Genomic DNA, 19,066 nt, shown 5'->3' with positions numbered 1-19,066 from the left:
ATTCTTTTACAGCCAGCCTCGAGAAGGGTATTGAGGATTTTTCGACTGCGGATTGATAAAACACATCACAACGTTAAAATATCACATGATTTGGATAAAATTATGGAATAGTTCATCGCGTCGATTCAGCTAACTTTATACCATGTTCTAGTGACCGCTCCTTTGGGAGTGGTCTATTTATCTTCTTTTAATATAGTACAACCGATTAGTAGCTTCATGAAAGGATTTCTGATACTGATACTTACTGCCATTTTTCAAATTGCAAGTTTTTGTGTGGCGTACTCCCAGTCCGAGCTTAGACTGGAGGATATTTTCGCAAACGGTACCTACAATCAGAACCGGTTTGGTCCCATTCGCTGGATGAAGGACTCCAAGGGTTACTCAAGTATAGAGACAAATGCCGAGGTAGGCGGTGACGACATGGTGATTTACGATGCCCGCACGGGAAGGCGCTCGGTGTTGGTGTCTGCCCAGGACTTGATCCGGGTAGGGGCTTCTTCCCCCTTAAAAATCGCAGATTATGAGTGGTCTGAGGATAATACCAAGCTATTGATCTTTACCAATACGCGAAAAGTATGGCGTTATCACACGAGAGGAGACTATTGGGTGATGGATGTCGCTACCAAGACGCTTCAACAACTTGGTAAGGGTTTGCCATCGAGTTCCTTGATGTTTACCAAATTTTCACCCGATGCCACCAAGGTGGCTTACGTAAGTGAACACAATATCTTCGTGGAGACGTTGGCAGACGGGAAGATTGTCCAGTTGACCTACGATGGGAGTGATGTAATCATCAACGGGACATTTGACTGGGTGTATGAGGAAGAATTGAACTGTCGCGACGGGTTCAGGTGGAGTCCGGATGGAGAAAGCATCGCCTACTGGCGTTCAGATGCGAAGGATGTGGGCACTTTCTACCTGATCAACAATATAGATTCCATTTATTCCAAGCCCATTCCATTGCCTTACCCCAAGGTGGGGGAGAAGCTATCCTCCGTTAAAATCGGAGTGGTGTCTGCTAGCGGTGGGGACACTCGGTGGTTTGATTTTCCGGGAGATCCTCAGAATAACTACTTGGCCAGGATGGAGTTTATTCCCGAGTCCCGAGAGATTATGGTGCAGCAGCTTAACCGCAGGCAAAACACCAACACGGTATGGGTAGGAGATGTGGATAGCATGGGTTTGGTAAAGATACTGGAAGATACCGACGAGGCGTTTTTGGATATTCACGATAATATACAGTGGTTGGACAATAACAACTATTTCACCTGGACCAGCGAGCGTGATGGATGGCTACATCTTTATAAAGTATCCCGCGATGGAAGTTCCTCTACGTTGATAACAAAAGGTGATTTTGATGTGGTTAGGATCAGTCACATTGACCCAACGGGAGGCTATGTGTATTTTATTGCTTCTCCAGAGAATTATACTCAAAGGTATCTTTACAGAAGTCCGCTAACTAAACCTGGAAAAGCAGAGCGTATCACCCCTGCTGAATATCCTGGGCAGCACGCCTATCAGATTTCGCCGGATTCCCGATATGCCATACAAACCTTTCAGAATGTCGATACACCTCCCCTATATTCCGTTGTCAGTCTCCCTAATCATCGTTTACTCCGTGTTTTGGAGGACAACCGTGAGCTAAAGGAGAAGTTCACGGCATTAAGGCTCAATCCCAAAGAATTTTTCAAAGTGGATATTGGGGAGGTTGTATTGGATGCTTTTATGATTAAACCTCAAGACTTTGATTCGTCTAAAAAGTATCCTTTGCTATTTTACGTGTATGGAGAGCCCGCAGGTGCTACCGTGCAGGATAGTTGGCAGAACGGAGATCTCTGGCATCATTATATCGCTCAGCTGGGGTATGTGGTTATAAGCATCGACAATCGGGGCACTAGGACACCCAGGGGCAGGGATTGGCGCAAGTCCATTTACGGACAAATAGGCATACTTGCCTCTGAGGACCAGCACAAGGCTGCCCAAAAGATTTTTGCTACCTATGATTTTATCGATTCCGACCGGGTAGGGATGTGGGGATGGAGCGGTGGAGGCCAGATGACGCTTAATTGTATGTTTAGGTACCCGGAAGTCTATAAGACAGGTATTGCTATCGCCTTTGTTTCCGATCAGCGCTTGTATGATGCTACGTATCAGGAGCGGTATATGGGGCTGTTGGAGGACAATGCGTGGGGATACAGGGAGGGATCACCGCTGCACCATGCAGAAAATCTCCAGGGTGACCTGCTGATCATGCATGGCACCGCCGATGACAACGTGCACTATCAAAGCTTTGAAATGCTGGTGGATAAACTGATTAAACACAATAAGATGTTTTCCATGATGTCTTATCCTATGCGGGCTCATGGAATCAACGAAAGGGAAAACACCTCCCTCCACTTACGCGAGACAATGACAAAATTTTTGCTGGAGAAGCTACCAAGTGGAGGTAGGTAGCATATTCTACAGTTTAAATACCCCAAAGAGTAACTAACTTAAACCGATTCGATAAACACAAATTTTAAAGCTATGTTAAAGTGGAAGGGAGTTTTTCCGGCAATAACTACGAAGTTTACGGCTACCGATAAGCTTGATATTGGAATGTTCTTGAAGGGGGTAGAGGCGCAATTGGAGGCAGGTGTAGACGGGATTATTTTGGGAGGCAGCCTGGGCGAGGCCAGCACGCTAACGGATTACGAAAAGGATGTATTGGTAAAGGAAACGGTCGATTTGGTGGCCGGCCAGGTTCCTGTAGTACTGACTATCGCCGAGCAATCGACCAAAAAGGCGGTTCAATTGGTGGAGCAGGCGGCTGATTCCGGGCTGGCCGGATACATGGCGCTGCCACCTATGCGGTACAAAGCAGATGAACGGGAGACCGTGGCATTTTTTACCGAAATAGCGGAAGCTACTGACCTCCCAATCATGATCTACAACAACCCAATCGACTACAAGATCATGGTGACCTTAGACATGTTTGAAGAGCTGGCACAGTGTGAAAATATCCTTGCCGTCAAGGACTCAACGAGGGATTTGAACCAGGTGACCAAGATGAAAAACCGCTTTGGGGATCGATTCAAAGTGTTCGGCGGCGTAGATCCTCTTGCGTTGGAGAGTTTGGTGCTGGGCGCTGATGGATGGGTGGCCGGCTTGGTATGCGCTTTTCCCAGAGAGACGGTTGCCATCTACCGATTGGTCAAAGAAGGCCGTATTGCCGAAGCGTTGACAATCTACCGATGGTTTTTCCCCTTGTTGGAGTTGGATATTCACCCCAAGTTGGTCCAGTACATTAAATTGGCAGAAGTGGCTACCGGACTCGGAACAGAATATGTACGTGCACCTCGTTTACCACTTATTGGAGAGGAGCGTCGGGAGGTCTTGAAAATCATCGAGGAATCGTTAATTTCGCGACCGGAGTTACCGGTTTGGGACAAGACTACAGTAGAGGCTGTATCAAAATCCTAAGGATTGAGCACCTTTTAACCAATCACCTATGAATCGCTTTCCAAAGGAGGTTTACATAGCGCGCAGGCAGAAGCTGAAGCAACTGATGGGCACTGGCGTACTGCTGTTTTTGGGCAATGAGGAGAGTTCCATGAACTTCAAAGACAATTGGTACCCCTTTCGGCAGGATAGCACGTTTTTGTACTTCTTTGGATTGGATATGAGTGGCCTGACTGGTATCATTCACGTAGACGAGGACCAAGAGGTGATTTTTGGGGATGATATCAGTACAGAGGATTCGGTTTGGTTTGGCACCCACCCGGCACTGCAGGAACTTGCGGATTCGGTGGGTGTAGATCGTACCCGGCCCAAACGCGATGTGGCTGAGGTCCTGAAAGATATTCCCCTGGAACACGTACATATTCTTCCTCCATACAGGCCGGAAAACCTGCTGAAATTGTCGGAGTGGCTGGGGATTTCTACCGCTGCCGTTTCTCAGCAGGTGTCGGAGGGGTTTATCCAGTCGGTGGTTGCGTTGAGGTCTATCAAGGCGGAAAGCGAAATCGAGGAAATTTCCCGGGCGGTAGACCTTTCTGTCAGGATGCACAAGGCGTTGATGCGCGAGGCCCGTGCCGGTATGTATGAATATGAATTGCTCGGCTTGGTATTGAAAGAGGCCGCCTCTGGTGGAGGATCCGTATCCTTTCCGCCCATCATCACTACTCGGGGTCAGATTCTGCACAACCACGACTATTCCCATCAGTTGCGGGAAGGAGGTATGTTATTGGGAGACTTTGGAGCCGAGTCAGCGATGCATTATGCCGGAGATATTACCCGCACCATTCCCGTAGGAAGCGTTTTTTCCTCCCAGCAAAAGGAAATTTATCAGATGGTGTTGGATGCCTATCAGGTGGCGGTACAGGCCCTGCGGCCAGGGGTGTTTTTTAAAGATGTACACTTACTGGCCTGTCGAACTTTGGCAGAGGGGCTAAAATCCATTGGACTTATGAAGGGTGATTTGGACGAGGCCGTGGTCCAAGGGGCCCATGCTTTGTTTTTTCAGTGTGGTTTGGGCCATATGATGGGCATGGATGTGCATGACATGGAAGACCTCGGAGAACCCTTTGTGGGTTATACCGATACACTGAAGAAGAGTACCCAATTTGGGCTTCGGTCCCTGCGGTTGGGAAAACAATTGGAGACAGGGTTTGTGCTGACCATTGAGCCTGGCCTATATTTTATTCCGCAGTTGATGGACCAATGGGAGGCTGCCGGCCTTCACAAGGATTTTATCGACTACAAGCAGGTGGCCCATTTTCGGGATTTTGGGGGCATACGGGTGGAAGATGCCTATCAGATCACTCCCGTTGGTGCCAAGGTCTTGGGTGACCCTTTGGAGATCACTGTATCTGAGGTGGAGACTTTGCGAAGCACAGTAGGAATAGAGTAACTATCATTCCTGTTTCATTTATTGACACATTGTTTTATTAGCCTGTAAAAAATATTAAAAATAAAAATATTTTTTTCGTTCAAGTTAGCCCGGTTTTTGAAGTTTGGCAACAATTAGTAATATTAATTGAACTTCTGCAAACCCATCTATGGCTATACAGGATAAAGTGAATCAAATTAAGCGGTTGGCTAAGATACGTGAAGAAATAGAGAAAGAAATAAGCTCTGAACTCCAAAAGAAATCTGACCTGTTGAAAACAGTTTTTCAGTTGAAGAACCAAGTTCAGAATATGAGAAGTAAGGTTTTACGTATAAAGCGGGATAAGCAAATAACCCACTTGCTGGAGGTAGTCAGGAGATGTGATTATCGGATTTCGTTCTTGCATAGGCAGCTAGAATCCAATCAGCTTCTGTGCAACCACAAGTTGCTTCAAATTCCTACCGTAAACGAAGAGATCGATAGATCGGCCACCTTCAATGAAGCAATGTCCATGTATCCCTTTGATTGGAAAGTTGTTTTGAGCTCTTTAAACTAAAGGCATACAGTTCTAAATTCTTCAATAATTCAATTCGTTGTAAGTATTGAAGATTCTGTGTTGGTCCGAAGTTGAGTAAACCGTCCCTAATTAACGTCAATGGTTCGAGAGCCATTTCAAATTTAAACTAGGTTTTCACGCGACCAATCTTTTGTGTGTTCCCTTGTCGATCTTATGCCAAGGACTCATGCACTTGCACCTTATTTTCAATAGAGCGACTGATGGTAGTGTGAACCATTTGCTTTTGAGATAGATAAGCACCATGAGAACATGATGAAGACGCTGGGTAATACCAGCTCTTCCCAAAAATAACATTTAGGAGAAGCCACGTTGCCCATTATCTATGTGCAGCACGGTGTTTTTGGGTGAATTAGGGAGATGTTTGCGTATTTTTTCGACACCATAATTTTATTAACATATTGATTTTCAATTGGTTTAAAGATAATTAAATTATTTAATCTATAAACCCTATAAAACATATAGGGATATTAGGAAATATACTATCGACCAATTACTTTTGCCTAGTAATCAAGGACTGGATCTTCGTGTTTCAAAACTCTTCTTTATGAATTAGAATAGGAATCGTTTACCGACCGCAAAGGGCGAATCCAATGCTTTCGGTGAGTTTTCTAAAGGAGAGATTGGTCTGTTGACAACGAGAAGCCCAGTGCAACAAACAACCTATAGCGTAATGGAAAACAAATCCCAGGAAAGGCCTAGGCGTCCCCATCTTGGTCCTTGAAGCGAAGGGACAGGTAGATAGCCGGGACTGAGCCACCAGTCCCGGCACATTGCCCAGGCCCTACTCGAAAGCCTCTTCAGCTTTTTTCAAACACCTAAACAACATCCAAATGTATCAAAAATTTTACACTTGGCGCTTTTTTGCGCCCTTGGGAATCCTATGGCTGTATGCCAATGCCGTTTTTTCACAAACCCATCAACCGGTTACGGGTACCGTTCGGTCTGCTAGCGGTGAATTGCTCACCGGGGCTACCGTTCGTATAGATGGTACCAGCCAGTTTGTTTTTTCGGGAGAGGACGGGAGTTTTGTCCTATCCCATCAGCAGCGCTATCCCATTACCCTTCAGGTTAATTTTATCGGGTTTGAAGGCCAATCATTACAGCTGTTGTCACCGCCCTCCGCGCCCTTGGAGATCCGTTTGGCAGAGGATAATCAGTTGAATGAAATCGTGGTAACGGCCAGACGGCGTCAGGAGGAAGTGCAGTCGGTACCCATCTCCCTCACCGTAGTGGGAGGCGCCCTCTTGGAAGATGCGCAGGCATTTAATGTCAACCGCCTTAAGGAATTGGTCCCCTCCGTGCAGCTCTACTCCTCCAATCCACGCAACACCACCCTGAACATCCGGGGCCTTGGGTCGACGTTTGGGCTTACCAACGACGGCATTGACCCGGGGGTCGGGTTTTATGTGGATGGCGTTTATTATGCCAGGCCGGCAGTAACTACCCTGGATTTCATCGACGTGGACCAAATAGAAGTCATCCGGGGCCCGCAGGGCACACTGTTCGGCAAGAACACCACCTCTGGGGCGTTCAACATCACTACGAGGCGTCCCAGATTTCAGCCGGATGCCGCGGTGGAGTCCAGTTTTGGTAACTTTGGCTTTGTGCAGACACGTGGCTCGGTAACCGGGCCGGTTTCCCAAAAGCTAGCCGCCCGCCTGTCGTATACGGGTACCAAGCGGGACGGGTTGATCTATAATCAAGCGACGCAGCGCCATACCAATACCCTAAACAACCTGGGATTGCGGAGCCAATTGCTTTACCTGCCTTCCGAAAAAGTGGAGGTGCTGCTGGCCGCCGATATCAGCCGACAACGCCCGGATGGGTATGCCCAGGTGGTCGCCGGGGTGGTGGAAACCAGACGTGCCCCGTTTAGGCAGTTTAACCAGATTATCGCCGACCTGAACTATTCGCTTCCTTCCGCCAACCCCTTCGACCGGGTCATCGACCACGATACCGAGTGGCGGTCCGGAAACGATATGGGCGGGGTATCTGTAAATGTGGATGCGGAAGTAGGGGGCGGTACCCTTACCGCAACCTCTGCGTGGCGATATTGGAACTGGGATCCTTCCAATGACCGGGATTTTACCGGGCTACAGGCACTATCTCTCTCACAGGCACCTTCCCGTCACGACCAATGGTCGCAGGAGGTACGCTATGCCGGTGATTTCAATAGCAAGCTGAGTGGCGTAGTGGGTGTTTTTGCCCTGTGGCAGGACCTGAAGTCCAGCCCCTACCATACCGAGGAGTCCGGCATCCATCAGTGGAGGTTTGTGCAGACGAACCAGAGTCCCCTATGGCAGACACCCGGTCTTCTAGAGGGATACGGCACCCAAACCCGCAACCGGTTGGAGAGTTTCAGCGGGGCGGTGTTTGGCCAATTGGACTGGAAGGTGACCGAAAGACTGAGTGTGCTCCCGGGCGTTCGGTGGAACTACGACGAAAAGCGGGTTGACTTCAACCGTACCACCTATGGAGGCCTTCAGACGGAAGATCCGGCGCTGATCGCCCTTCAGCAGTCTGTGTACAATGAACAGGCGTTCAATGCCCGTGTGGAGGAGTCGAACTTTTCCGGCCAGGTGACCTTGGCCTATAAAGCCTCCGAGCGAATCAACGCCTTCGGCACGGTATCCAGCAGTTTCAAGCCCATTGGCATCAACCTAGGGGGGCTCCCCCGCGAAAATGGGCGAACCATGACCGAGTTGGCCCGTATCGAGCCCGAAAACCTGATTCACTGGGAGGTTGGGGTCAAGACCAAGCCGACCAACACCTCGACGTTGAATCTGGTCTATCACCACTCGGATATACGCAACTTCCAAACCTTGGTGCAAACCCCGGACCTGTCCGTAAATCGCGGGTACCTGGCGAATGCGGAAAGAGTGGCCGTTTCAGGGTTGGAATTGGATTCAAATGTGCGTTTACACCGGAACTTCAGCCTGTTTACGGCACTTGCCTACACCGATGGCAAATACGTGAAGTTTACCAATGCACCGGTACCTTTGGAAGAGGTAGGGGGGGAGCCATTTAAGGATATTTCCGGCGGCAGGTTGCCAGGAATATCCAAGTGGGGCGGATCCTTGGGGATGGAGTGGACGAAGGACGCCACGCTGTGGGAGATGAAGGGCAAATTTTTTATCGCAGGCGATGGCTTTTTCAGGTCTGAGTTTTCCTCCAGTCCCTCACCTTCCCGCTACATGAACGTTCCAGGCTACGCCCTCGCCAACCTGCGTTCGGGATTTAGGACCAACACGGGCATTTCAGTCATTGTGTGGTCGAGAAATGTGCTGAACACCGACTACTTCGAGATGTTGCTGCCGGGTGCAGGGAATGCGGGCCATTACGCTGCTGTACTTGGGGATCAACGTACGTTTGGGTTTACGCTGCGGCACCAATGGCAAAAACATCCCTAGCAGCCCAGCTGAAATATCGTGTAAGGAAATTGCATTTTGTTTTTTTAAATAAAGCGACAAGCTGGTGCCACAAATGGTAGTGAAAAGGCTTTAGTAAGCAAACGTTCAAAAAAAAAGGGCTGTCCATGAAAACGGACAGCCCCTCATCATAGAAAAGATTGGTGGTTTACTAGTTAAAGATGTACCTAAGTCCCAGCTGCATTTGCCATACGTCGCCAATGTTGGCGGTGCGGGTAAATGTACTTGTAGGGAGATCCTCTCCCCGGGGATTGAGTTGATAGACAGGGACATTATTGGAGGGATTTATCTCCACGATGCCTATCGGCGATTCGTTCGCTATTATTTGTCCTACGCCCCATTTGTTGTTGATCATGTTTGAAATATTGAAAACATCAGCCCTAAGTTGCAGCGAGTTTGTTTTACCGCCTACGTTGATAAAAAACTCATGCATATAAGAAAGGTCCAAGCGGCCCACCACCGGAAACTGGACACCGTTTCTTAACGCATACATGCCCCGTCTTCCGCTTAGGTGAGGATCCTGTTCGATAAAATCATTAAACAAACTGCGCTGATCATTCGCTGAAAGCACCGAACCATTTACCGTTAGCGGGGCAAACTGCATTTCTGCCAGTTGACTTTCGGTTGGGATAAAAAGCAGGTCGTTCCCTGCTATCTGATCACCATTAATATCTGTATTGTATACATACGATTCAACCCCTTGATTTCTGGCCTCGTAAAACAGGGAAAGGGTACCTGCCATATTTCTGGTATACTGCTTTTTGTAGCTTAGCGATCCGATAAGGCGATGCCGTTGATCATCCAGCGAATACCCCAAAATTGGATAATTTCCGCCTCGGACGGAATGGATGTTTTCGTAAGACAGGAAGTGCTGGGTGTTGCCGTCTACCATGTTTTTTGCCACTGCGTAGTTGTAGGCCATCATCGCATAAAAACCCCTGGTAAAGCTCTTTTGAAGCTGAAAGGTGAGGCTATAGGAATATCCCTGGTTCGTGTTGTCCATCACTACGGCGTTGGTGATGTTTGGGTTGATACGGTTGGCCTCATCGGAGAATCCATAAAGCGGGCGATCGTCTGCGCCACCGAGGATTGATTGGGGAGGGGTTAGGTTGCTGTCATAAAATAGCAGATCGTGGACCTGTCTGGTGTAGATTGCCTCAAAGGTTCCCACGACTCCTGCGAAAAGGTCTTTGTCAATACCGATATTTGACCGCCAAACTTGTGGATTGCGAAACCCGGGATCGATGTAGGCGAGGTCGTAGGTACTGGGCAAGCCACCACCGACCGGAATATGGGCATTGACATCGGGAGAAAAGGGAAAGTTGGTGGTGTTGTCTTCGCGAATCTGCCCCTGCAGCATGCCGTTTGTGTTGACCATATTGGAGATGTTGACATAAATGGGGCGACCCGAAAAGAGCCCTGTGCCACCCCGAATCTGAAAGTTTCGATCGCCGTTTACGTCCCAATTGAATCCCATACGGGGGCTCCACATAAATTGCGGTTCCGGCAGTTGATCGGTGCGAATCTGCATTGGATCACCGTTTGGGCGACGAAAATCGAGGGACTCGACAGCCGTGTTTCTAAGCGCCGTTTGTTCATAAAACGGTACGTCTAGCCGCAATCCGAGGGTCAGCTTAAAATCGCTGGTAACGTTGATCTCATCCTGCACATAGGCACTGGCTATGTAGGCGTTTGTAACTGCGGTCGGTACTGATCCATCCGGCAATGCCGAAAACTGGCGCTGAAACCTTCTCAGTTCTACCTCTTCACCGCTTGCGTGGCGGTAGAAATCGTCCAAGGAGTTGTACACGTAGTGTCCAAAAAAGGTAGGAGTAAAGGTGTACTCAAAATTAAAGTATTCGAAATTCACGCCGGCCGTTAGGGTATGGTTGTCAAAATAGGCGGTAAAGTTATTTTGAAATTGCCAAGTGTCCGAATTTAACGCACGGTTTGGAGAAAGCAAATCGGTGCCAAGTGACATGTAATTTCTCCCATCCTGCAAAATGTCAATCATGGGGAAATTGCCGCCTTCCCAGCTCCGGAAATTACGGTTTGCCGTCAAACCAAACCGGAGTTCATTCGAAAACCGGTTGTTAAAATTGGAGTTTACCTCTACGATACCTGAGTAGATGTTATCATTTAGCAAGTAATTCGAATTTTGAAAATTAAGCGAAAACAAGTTTTGGTTCCTACCGCCAAATCCCAGGGAGGTTCGAGCCACTGGTCGGTCCATAGAGGAAATAAGGGTATTGAACCTAGCACTGATTTTGTGGTTTTTATGCGCATTGAAATCAAACTTCACCAAAAACTTGTCTGAAATAGTAGGCAGGTTGTACCCCTCATACATCCCGGGATCGTATTCAAAGTTATCCATTACGAAGTTGCGTACATCTTCCATGTCAGATTGAAGCACTCTGGTGACATTAGCTCCCGATCTACCAGGTGCATCTGCCACAAAGGGAGAGTTGGGATCACTGCGTCGCTCCGATTCCCCGCTGATAAAGAAAAAGAGTTTGTCTTTGATGATCGGACCACCTAGCCGGAATCCATATTGCTGTACATTAAATTCTTCCGTTACCACTTCCGTACCAAAGGCTCTGGTTCCTACCAGCGATTGGTTCCGAGTATTAAAGAAGGCCGATCCTCGGAACTCGTTGTCACCAGATCGGGTAATTGCGTTTATCCCTGCACCTGTGAAACCTCCCTGTGTAACGTCGTAAGGGGCTATGTTGACCTGGATTTCCTCAATAGCGTCCAACGAGATCGGAGTCGAATTGGTAGGTGCCCCGGGAATCGATCCGCTTAGTCCAAATGAGTTGTTAAAAATGCTGCCGTCCAATGAGAAGTTGATGGCTTTTGGATCCTGTCCGGCAAAGGATTCACCTGAAGATTGGGGGGTCAATCGCGTAAAGTCCTGTACACTTCTACTTAGTGTAGGCATGGAAGTAATAGCCTCGGTAGAGATCGTGGTGGAGGCGCCTGTTTTTTCATCGTTCAGTAGCGCGTCTTTTGATTCCGAAACCTGAACCACCTCCAGCTCGATTCCTTCGTCTGATAGCTTACTGTTCAGTGTGTAGGATTGGCCTAGCCGAAGCCGGATGTTCTCGTAGGTTTGGGTATCAAACCCAATAAATGAAATCGTCACCTTGTAGGGACCCCCCGTGCGCATGCCCTGTATGTTAAACCGTCCGTTGTCCCGGGTGATGTTGGTATAGGTCGTCCCCGAGGGAATGTGTACGGCCTGGATGGTCGCCCCTGGCAGTGGCAGGTCCTCCGAGTCTACCACCGTGCCTGTCATACTTGCCGTGGTGACACCCTGTGCATGTAGCTCGGAAACGAAGGCTGTCCATAGCCAGGTAGCCTGAAAAAGGATAAATGCATATCTCATGGTCGTATTTGGTTTGGAGTGGAAATTAGTTTTAACATCGTTTAACATTTCCCTAAATGCATACCAATCCATCTTACCGCATTTTCCCTCGCTGATTGCGCCAAAATTGGGGAATTATTCCGCAAAATGCTGCCTTTGTCAACAGGTTGTCCCGAACAGTAGCTTGCCTTTTACGTTACCTAATTCCCTCAAACTCCCTAATACCAGCAGTAGGATAGGGAGCTTCGAAGCCGCGCAACTCCCACTCACCGGGTGAGACCAGGGTGGGCGCTCCCTTGTACCAGACTTCCTGCTGGTGGGTGTTAAAAAAAAATATTTTGTACAAAAACTGGATTTGCGGTATAGCACGGCAGCGGAAAAATAACTAAATTCCAACCATGTAATCTGTTTCCTAACCCCATACGATGCAAGCAAAACCTGTTGCCGGTTTCCGGTCCTACGCGATTGATATCTTTCGGGCGCTCACCATGCTGTTGATGATTTTTGTCAACGACCTCTGGACACTTCGGGATATCCCCGAATGGCTGGGCCATGTCCCGGCCAAGGTGGACGGGATGGGATTGGCGGATGTGGTTTTTCCCGCCTTTCTGTTCATTGTGGGATTGTCCATTCCCTTTGCCCTTCAAAATCGCTGGAAGCGGGGAGAGGCTAATCAGGGGATTGTCTTGCACATTCTTTCCAGGTCATTTGCACTTCTGGTCATGGGGCTTTGTCACGTTAACTTGGAGTCTTATAATCGGGAATTGGCCATGTTGCCCAAGCCGGTATGGCAGATTTTGGCGACCATTGCCTTTTTTATGATATGGTTGGACTACCCAAAGGATGGGGCAAAGGCGAAGAAATATACGGGTCAGGCGTTGGGGTGGATCCTGCTGTTGGGATTGGTACTGGTGTATCAGGGAGGCACAGCAGACAATCCTAGCTGGATGCGGTTTTATTGGTGGGGTATATTGGGTCTGATCGGTTGGGCGTATTTGATTAGCTCACTGGTTTTTGTGGTGTTCAAAGGAAAAATTTCTGCCATGTGGGCGGTATTTGTGGGGTTTTTAGCCTTTAGCGTGCTATCAAAATTGGGTTGGCTGGATCCAATCAGGGTTGTCAAACCATATATCTGGCTGATCGATGACGGCGCTACCCCTGCGCTTGCTATGGCGGGAATCATCGCAGCCCTGTATTATCAGCCATTCCTGGAGTCTGGCAAATCCGGGAGGTTTTGGATGACGATGAGCCTAATGGCGGCTGCTTGTTTGGGTTTTGGATGGCTTACCAGGCCGCTATGGGGCATACATAAGATCGGTTCCTCACCTTCATGGGTCACTATCTGCATAGGCATCAGCATTGTCTTCTTTTGTTTTTTGATTTGGCTGGTGGAGCTAAAGGGCAAAAAGGAGTGGTTTAAGCTAATCAAACCCGCTGGCACCAGTACACTTACCTGCTACCTGTTGCCATATATCCACTATGGCTTGCTTTCGATTACAGGCCTAGCCCTGCCGTTGGTATGGAGGACCGGCGCGCTTGGAATCCTAAAATCACTGATTTATGCACTGATGATCATCCTGATCACCGGTCTGCTCGAAAGATGGCGGATTCGGCTGAAAATTTAACACATACCCAAAAACCTCATTTCAAATGAAAAAATTAATACTACTTGGATCGATTGTCGCGGCCATACTAGGCCTGTTTTCGTTTGAATCTGCCGCCATTCCCTTGGCAGATACATTACCGGTGAGAGGTTTTGCCATTGCAGCGCCCAAAAAGGGTCAGGTAGATCGTTTTGTCGGATTTATGGACACCGAGTTGCGGAGGAGGGGCGTAAATACCTTGGTGCTTCGAGTGGATTTCGACTATGCGTACGAGTCCCACCCCGAATTGAGAGGCGCCAACCCGTTATCCAAGGAAGATATTCAGCGATTGGTGGAGGCTGGTAAGCGGAATGGCATACAGTTGATTCCTCAGGTTAATTTGCTTGGCCATCAATCTTGGGCAGGTACTATTGGGAATTTGCTGAAGGTCTACCCCGAGTTTGACGAAACGCCCCATGTGCAAATGCCCGCTGAATACAAGTGGCCCAACGACGATGGATTGTACTGCAAGAGTTATTGCCCGCTTCATCCGGAAGTACACGGGGTAGTATTCGCTTTGGTGGATGAGTTATGCGATGCTTTCGAGGCCGACGCATTCCATGCGGGTATGGATGAAGTGTTTTACATTGGCGACGATAAATGCCCCAGGTGCGGTGGCAGGGATAAGGCAGCGTTGTTTGCCGGGGAAGTGACCAAGATCAGAAATCATTTAGCAGGTAGAAACAGGAAATTATGGATATGGGGTGATCGGTTGATCGACGGGAAGGAGACCGGCATTGGCATGTGGGAGGCGAGCATGAACAACACGCATCGAGCGATTGATATGATACCCAAGGATGTGGTGATTGCGGATTGGCATTATGTAAGGCCGGTGCAGACGCCGGTTTATTTTGCCATGAAGGGATTTGATGTGGTAAGTTGTTCTTGGGATCAACCCGAAGTGGGCGTAAAACACGTAGAGGATATGCTTACATTCCGAGCACATAACACCAATGCCATGAAAGACAGGTTTAAGGGCGTTATGTTGACGGTGTGGTCCAGCGCGGAGCAGTTTCTGGATGGCTTTGATAAGTATAAGGCCGAGCAGGGCAAGGAATTGAGCGAAGCCGAAGCGAAAAACCCTTGGGTTACGTTTGTGAAGATGTTTGAAAGGTTGGAGGCCTTAGCTAACTGAGGCTTTACCGTGTTTTAGGAATAGATCCCGTATTTTTCAATTTTGGCATAGAGGGTTTTCCGGTCCATTTTCAGGATTTTTGCCGCCTGGGATTTATTGTGACGAACGGATTCCAAGGTTTGGATTATCAGTGCCCTTTCCTGATCTTCAAAGCTGCCTCTCAGGTCTTCTGTGGAGGTGATAGGCTGCTTTTCAGGCTGGTGTTCTTGATCAGGCTGGGTTTCGGGAATAGCTGTAGGGGGTAGGGTTAGTTCTTCCGGAATGGCATCGAGTTGGATTTCGCCTTCTCCGGTGAGCAGGACGGCCCGTCGGACCACATTTTTAAGTTCACGGAGATTTCCAGGCCAGGGGTATTTTTTAAAACATGTGCTGACCTCTTCGCTGAGGCCAGTGACGTGTTTGTTGAGCTTTTCATTGCTTTGTTGGAGAAAGAGGGAGAGAATCCCATCGAAGTCTGCTGTCCGCTCGCGTAGCGGAGCGGCGTGAATGCTGAATTCGTTGATCCGGTAGTAGAGGTCTTCGCGGAAGCTGCCTGTAGAGGCGCTGTCGCGAAGGGCGTCATTGGTGGCAGCGATGATGCGTACATCCACGGGGATGTCTTTGTTTCCACCAACTTTTCGTATGCGGCGCTCCTGTATCGCCCGTAGTAATTTGATCTGGATTTCATAACTCAGGTTTCCGATTTCGTCCAGAAACAAGGTGCCCTTATCGGCTGCTTCGAAGTGGCCGGTTTTGTTTTCTACCGCACCGGTAAATGCTCCTTTTACATGCCCAAAGAGTTCGCTTGCTGCCAGTTCTGCAGACAATGCCCCACAGTCTACCGCGACAAATGGACCATCTTTGCGAAGGGATTTTTGGTGGATGCGCTTGGAGATAAATTCCTTTCCGGTGCCGCTTTCGCCGAGGACCAATACACTCATGTCCGTAGGTGCCACGAGGTTGATTTGTTTTTCGAGATTTTGCGCTTGCAGGCTTTCTCCCACAAAGTAGGATTCCCCTGCCGTCTTGGTTGATTTTTGGCTGGAAATAACCTGTTTAGGTATAGAGAGAGCTTCTTTTACCGTGAGCAGCAATTCATCCGGATTGATGGGTTTGGTGATATACTCTACTGCTCCCAGTTTCATGGAACGTACAGCGGTTCGGATATCGGAATAGTTGGTGATAAGGATCACCGGTAGGTCTGGCAGGTTTACATTGCAGTATTCTAGGAGTTCCATGCCTGTACCGTCTGGTAGCCGGTAATCGGTTATGACGAGGGAGAAAGTAATTTTTTTAAGCGCAAGGTGTGCCTCCTTTAGTGTAATTGCGGTCGTAACGGAAAAACTATTCTTCTCCAAAAATTTCCGGATCACCTTTGAGTAGGTTAAGTCATCTTCTATTAGTAAAATTCCGGACATACAGACTTGTAAATGGTTGTTGCGATAGCATCCCTTATTTTTGGAATACATTAGCTGTAATAAAGGAAATTGTCTTTAGTTTTCCAATTCGTATTTTACAATATTTCGGCCCGGCCCTATGATGAATCTTACAGCGGTGGCATTGTCGTAGTCTGATTCTCCAGATTCTCCCGAGGCCATGGATCTAGTGCCAGTTGTGCCAGGAAATTTGTCGGTAAAGCGGTCGTAAATCCAAATTGACATGATGCCATCCTTTTCTATTCGATCTGGTTCTCCCCACTTTTCAATCAGTTCGTTTTGGTTGGCTCCTATCCACTGACTGAGTGCCTTTCGGTTCGAAACGCAAGATTCAAGAAGGCAAATTATCAAAAAGATTGTAGTAATCAGAATAGCCGGATTGAATTTACACATGACCTTTTAATTGAGATGGAATTGGTGTAGATTTTTTTATTTAGAGCAAAAATAACAAATATTATTCCAAATTTGTTGGGAATGTGAATTTCATTCTAATTTAAATTAAAATCAAAAACAAGAACTAAATTCTGTTTGCCTAGGTTAATTATATTGTGTTTCGTAGTTTTACCGGTGGAAACATCAAAAAAACAGCGCCGTTAATAAATCCAATCGAAAGGGTATCATATGTTCAAAAGTATATTAAAAGTGTATTTACTGACCTGTTTTTTAATTTCCTGTTTCGATTTGGAAGCACAGGATATTTTTACCTATAAAGGATCATTTTCTCTTGGTGATGAGGTTGGCGAAGCTGAATATTCGTTTTTTGTTAGGGATTCGATAAATGTTTTTGATGGACCATTTTTTTATTCCTCCGAATATTTTGATGAGGCAGGAAGGTTTGTTCAGAGAAGGATATCAGGCATCTATGAAAATGGTAAGAAGCACGGCAATTGGATTTATAAAAATAATTTTTATGATATAACGGTAGAGACCGTAACAGATAATTTTAAAGCCGAGACAACTATAAATGGATTATCAACAAGCTTAAGGGCGGTATACGAATCCGGAAAGGCGATAGGAAACTGGGTATTCGAGGAGAAGGAAGTGGTGAATGGGAAAACTGGAAAGAACGCTAAGTCTTTGGAGGTTTTTTTTAGCGAGGGCATGAAAGCGGGACCATTTCGGTTTAGCATGGATGGTTCGGAAGGGCAAACGCTTGTTAGGGGAAATTTTAGCGCCGATAGTTTTTTTGATGGTGAGTGGTCGATGGAGTATTCAATTGATGCCGTAAAGTATTTTGAAACCCGCATGTACGATAATGGTTTTTTGACAAACCTTAGATTAGAAAATAGGAACGAATCGGTTGCGGTGTTTGATGTGGAATACGAAAGTGTAATTGAAAAGCTGGCTGCGTTGCAAAGGGAAGATAGTGATCTTGATTTTAAAATGGGAGATAGGTCTTTTGGCCTTGTATTCGATGACGGTTTTCCCAGTATTTCTGAGGAAGAGGCCTCTCAGTTTTTGGGAAACAAGGTACTTGGAGAAGCATTAAACGTCCTGAAAAGTAGAGAAATAGGGGGATTGGAGTTAGAGGGAATTGACCTCATTGATTTCGGAGCAACCCGTCGTTTTGAGTATACATTTACAAAAGCAGAAGAGGCAGCGTTAAGTGAAGCCGCTGATTTGATAGATCAAAGTATTTCTGATATTCAGAAATTCATCAATAACTCTTCCTTATCGTTGAACAGGCAGAAAAATGATAGTTTGGCGTTTTCTTTCAAGCTTTACGAGAATTCACTTGCCAAGTTTGAGTTGCTCAGTCAGGAGGTAGAGCGTTTAAAGGGAGATGAATTTAAGTACCAGAGTAGGGATTTTTACTATCAAGATGGTATCCAAGGGATTAATCGTGTTGACACCATTACTTATACATTTGACGGGGAATCAAGGTATCGCATCGTCGATAACGGTGCCTCTCTTGTAAACGGAGAAGGGATAGTTTTTAACATGCTCGCTTATGCGCAGCAAAAGGCAGAGTATATCAGCCGATTTGACTCGTTCTTACGTAATTCGCTATTGGAAATCGAGCGTGAAATTGCTAGTCAGCAATTGGAGGAGGATATTTTATCTTATTTGGACAGCCTTGAAGCGCGTTTCGATGTTGGTCGGGGCTTTGACGTGATGGATTCGGATGGTATACCACTTTCAAACTTCCTGCTTGGCCTCTATTATAACTTTAACAAAAAGCTTGATATCAGCAGGCAGGCCTATAGCAATGCAGAGGGTTTTCGTGCGAGGCAGGAAATCGGACTCGATATGATTGGTCTTATCCAGGCCTACCTTAAAGCCTACGAACCTATTGGAATGGTTCGTAAGAGAATGGAAATTCTTGACGAGGCTTTCACCCGGTATGATTACAATCCTTATATGGACAGGCACGATATAAAAACACGGACTAAGCGAAATATCTATTTGGCAGCCATGGAGTATTTGCTTCCAGACTATAGAAACCGGATAATTGAAGTCGAAGATTACCGAGAATTGTTGCCTTTGATTGCGGAAATGAATGACGCCTTTGACAGATTGGTGGAAATTGCGTCGATGCCTGACGCAGAAACGAGGACGATGGAGAGAAGACTTAGGCGGGAATCAAATCCTGACCGTATCCGAAGAGTCCTAGATCTATAAAAACCAACC

At 47.3% G+C, this 19,066-nt stretch carries 12 protein-coding genes; 8 read left to right on the top strand and 4 right to left on the bottom strand.

The features are described from left to right. Nucleotides 1-216: 216 nt before the first annotated feature. From JJU34_RS18120 to JJU34_RS18100, 5 genes are all read left to right on the top strand, one after another. A complete protein-coding gene (locus tag JJU34_RS18120) occupies nt 217-2,454 on the top strand; it encodes a S9 family peptidase (RefSeq protein WP_228693830.1) in 2,238 nt (745 codons plus the stop codon). Between the two features lie 72 nt (nt 2,455-2,526). After that, nucleotides 2,527-3,462: a dihydrodipicolinate synthase family protein gene (locus tag JJU34_RS18115; protein WP_228693829.1), complete on the top strand. Its 936-nt coding sequence runs from the start codon at nt 2,527-2,529 to the stop codon at nt 3,460-3,462. Between the two features lie 28 nt (nt 3,463-3,490). Beyond that, nucleotides 3,491-4,891 (top strand): aminopeptidase P family protein, encoded by a 1,401-nt coding sequence (locus JJU34_RS18110; RefSeq protein ID WP_228693828.1) that lies wholly within the window; start codon nt 3,491-3,493, stop codon nt 4,889-4,891. A 148-nt stretch (nt 4,892-5,039) separates the two neighbouring features. Continuing rightward, nucleotides 5,040-5,426 carry a hypothetical protein gene (locus JJU34_RS18105; protein ID WP_228693827.1) on the top strand — a complete coding sequence of 129 codons (387 nt, stop codon included), beginning with the start codon at nt 5,040-5,042 and terminating at the stop codon, nt 5,424-5,426. A gap of 851 nt (nt 5,427-6,277) precedes the next feature. Then, on the top strand, nt 6,278-8,857 hold the full coding sequence (locus JJU34_RS18100) for a TonB-dependent receptor (RefSeq protein ID WP_228693826.1): 2,580 nt from the start codon (nt 6,278-6,280) through the stop codon (nt 8,855-8,857). Nucleotides 8,858-9,026: 169 nt separating this feature from the next. On the opposite strand, the gene JJU34_RS18095 is transcribed toward JJU34_RS18100, so the two are convergent. Continuing rightward, nucleotides 9,027-12,263, bottom strand: a complete 3,237-nt coding sequence (locus JJU34_RS18095; RefSeq protein WP_228693825.1) for a carboxypeptidase regulatory-like domain-containing protein — start codon at nt 12,261-12,263, stop codon at nt 9,027-9,029. Between the two features lie 175 nt (nt 12,264-12,438). Further along, a complete protein-coding gene (locus tag JJU34_RS18090) occupies nt 12,439-12,588 on the bottom strand; it encodes a hypothetical protein (protein ID WP_228693824.1) in 150 nt (49 codons plus the stop codon). A 79-nt stretch (nt 12,589-12,667) separates the two neighbouring features. Between JJU34_RS18090 and JJU34_RS18085 the strand changes: the two genes are divergently transcribed. Then, nucleotides 12,668-13,867: a DUF5009 domain-containing protein gene (locus tag JJU34_RS18085; protein WP_228693823.1), complete on the top strand. Its 1,200-nt coding sequence runs from the start codon at nt 12,668-12,670 to the stop codon at nt 13,865-13,867. 25 nt (nt 13,868-13,892) lie between these two features. Further along, complete coding sequence (locus tag JJU34_RS18080; protein WP_228693822.1) at nt 13,893-15,020, top strand: family 20 glycosylhydrolase; 1,128 nt, start codon at nt 13,893-13,895, stop codon at nt 15,018-15,020. 14 nt (nt 15,021-15,034) lie between these two features. Here JJU34_RS18080 and JJU34_RS18075 read toward each other — a convergent pair whose 3' ends face one another. Both JJU34_RS18075 and JJU34_RS18070 read right to left on the bottom strand, forming a co-directional pair. Further along, nucleotides 15,035-16,417: a sigma-54 dependent transcriptional regulator gene (locus tag JJU34_RS18075; RefSeq protein ID WP_228693821.1), complete on the bottom strand. Its 1,383-nt coding sequence runs from the start codon at nt 16,415-16,417 to the stop codon at nt 15,035-15,037. A gap of 75 nt (nt 16,418-16,492) precedes the next feature. Beyond that, a complete protein-coding gene (locus tag JJU34_RS18070) occupies nt 16,493-16,828 on the bottom strand; it encodes a hypothetical protein (RefSeq protein WP_228693820.1) in 336 nt (111 codons plus the stop codon). A gap of 228 nt (nt 16,829-17,056) precedes the next feature. Between JJU34_RS18070 and JJU34_RS18065 the strand changes: the two genes are divergently transcribed. Continuing rightward, entirely contained in the window at nt 17,057-19,057 is a 2,001-nt protein-coding gene (locus tag JJU34_RS18065; RefSeq protein ID WP_228693819.1) for a hypothetical protein, read from the top strand. The last annotated feature ends 9 nt before the right edge of the window (nt 19,058-19,066 follow it).

This window comes from Lunatimonas sp., assembly GCF_020832325.1.
Lineage (GTDB): Bacteria > Bacteroidota > Bacteroidia > Cytophagales > Cyclobacteriaceae > Lunatimonas.
This window is presented reverse-complemented; position numbering and strand designations above follow the sequence as displayed.

Bases quoted from the DNA above. Each gene is read 5' to 3' on its own strand.
- JJU34_RS18065 (WP_228693819.1), top strand. From the start codon at position 17,057: ATGTTCAAAAGTATATTAAAAGTGTATTTACTGACCTGTTTTTTAATT.
- JJU34_RS18085 (WP_228693823.1), top strand. From the start codon at position 12,668: ATGCAAGCAAAACCTGTTGCCGGTTTCCGGTCCTACGCGATTGATATC.
- JJU34_RS18080 (WP_228693822.1), top strand. From the start codon at position 13,893: ATGAAAAAATTAATACTACTTGGATCGATTGTCGCGGCCATACTAGGC.
- JJU34_RS18100 (WP_228693826.1), top strand. From the start codon at position 6,278: ATGTATCAAAAATTTTACACTTGGCGCTTTTTTGCGCCCTTGGGAATC.
- JJU34_RS18075 (WP_228693821.1), bottom strand. From the start codon at position 16,417: ATGTCCGGAATTTTACTAATAGAAGATGACTTAACCTACTCAAAGGTG.
- JJU34_RS18070 (WP_228693820.1), bottom strand. From the start codon at position 16,828: ATGTGTAAATTCAATCCGGCTATTCTGATTACTACAATCTTTTTGATA.
- JJU34_RS18120 (WP_228693830.1), top strand. From the start codon at position 217: ATGAAAGGATTTCTGATACTGATACTTACTGCCATTTTTCAAATTGCA.
- JJU34_RS18110 (WP_228693828.1), top strand. From the start codon at position 3,491: ATGAATCGCTTTCCAAAGGAGGTTTACATAGCGCGCAGGCAGAAGCTG.
- JJU34_RS18095 (WP_228693825.1), bottom strand. From the start codon at position 12,263: ATGAGATATGCATTTATCCTTTTTCAGGCTACCTGGCTATGGACAGCC.
- JJU34_RS18105 (WP_228693827.1), top strand. From the start codon at position 5,040: ATGGCTATACAGGATAAAGTGAATCAAATTAAGCGGTTGGCTAAGATA.
- JJU34_RS18115 (WP_228693829.1), top strand. From the start codon at position 2,527: ATGTTAAAGTGGAAGGGAGTTTTTCCGGCAATAACTACGAAGTTTACG.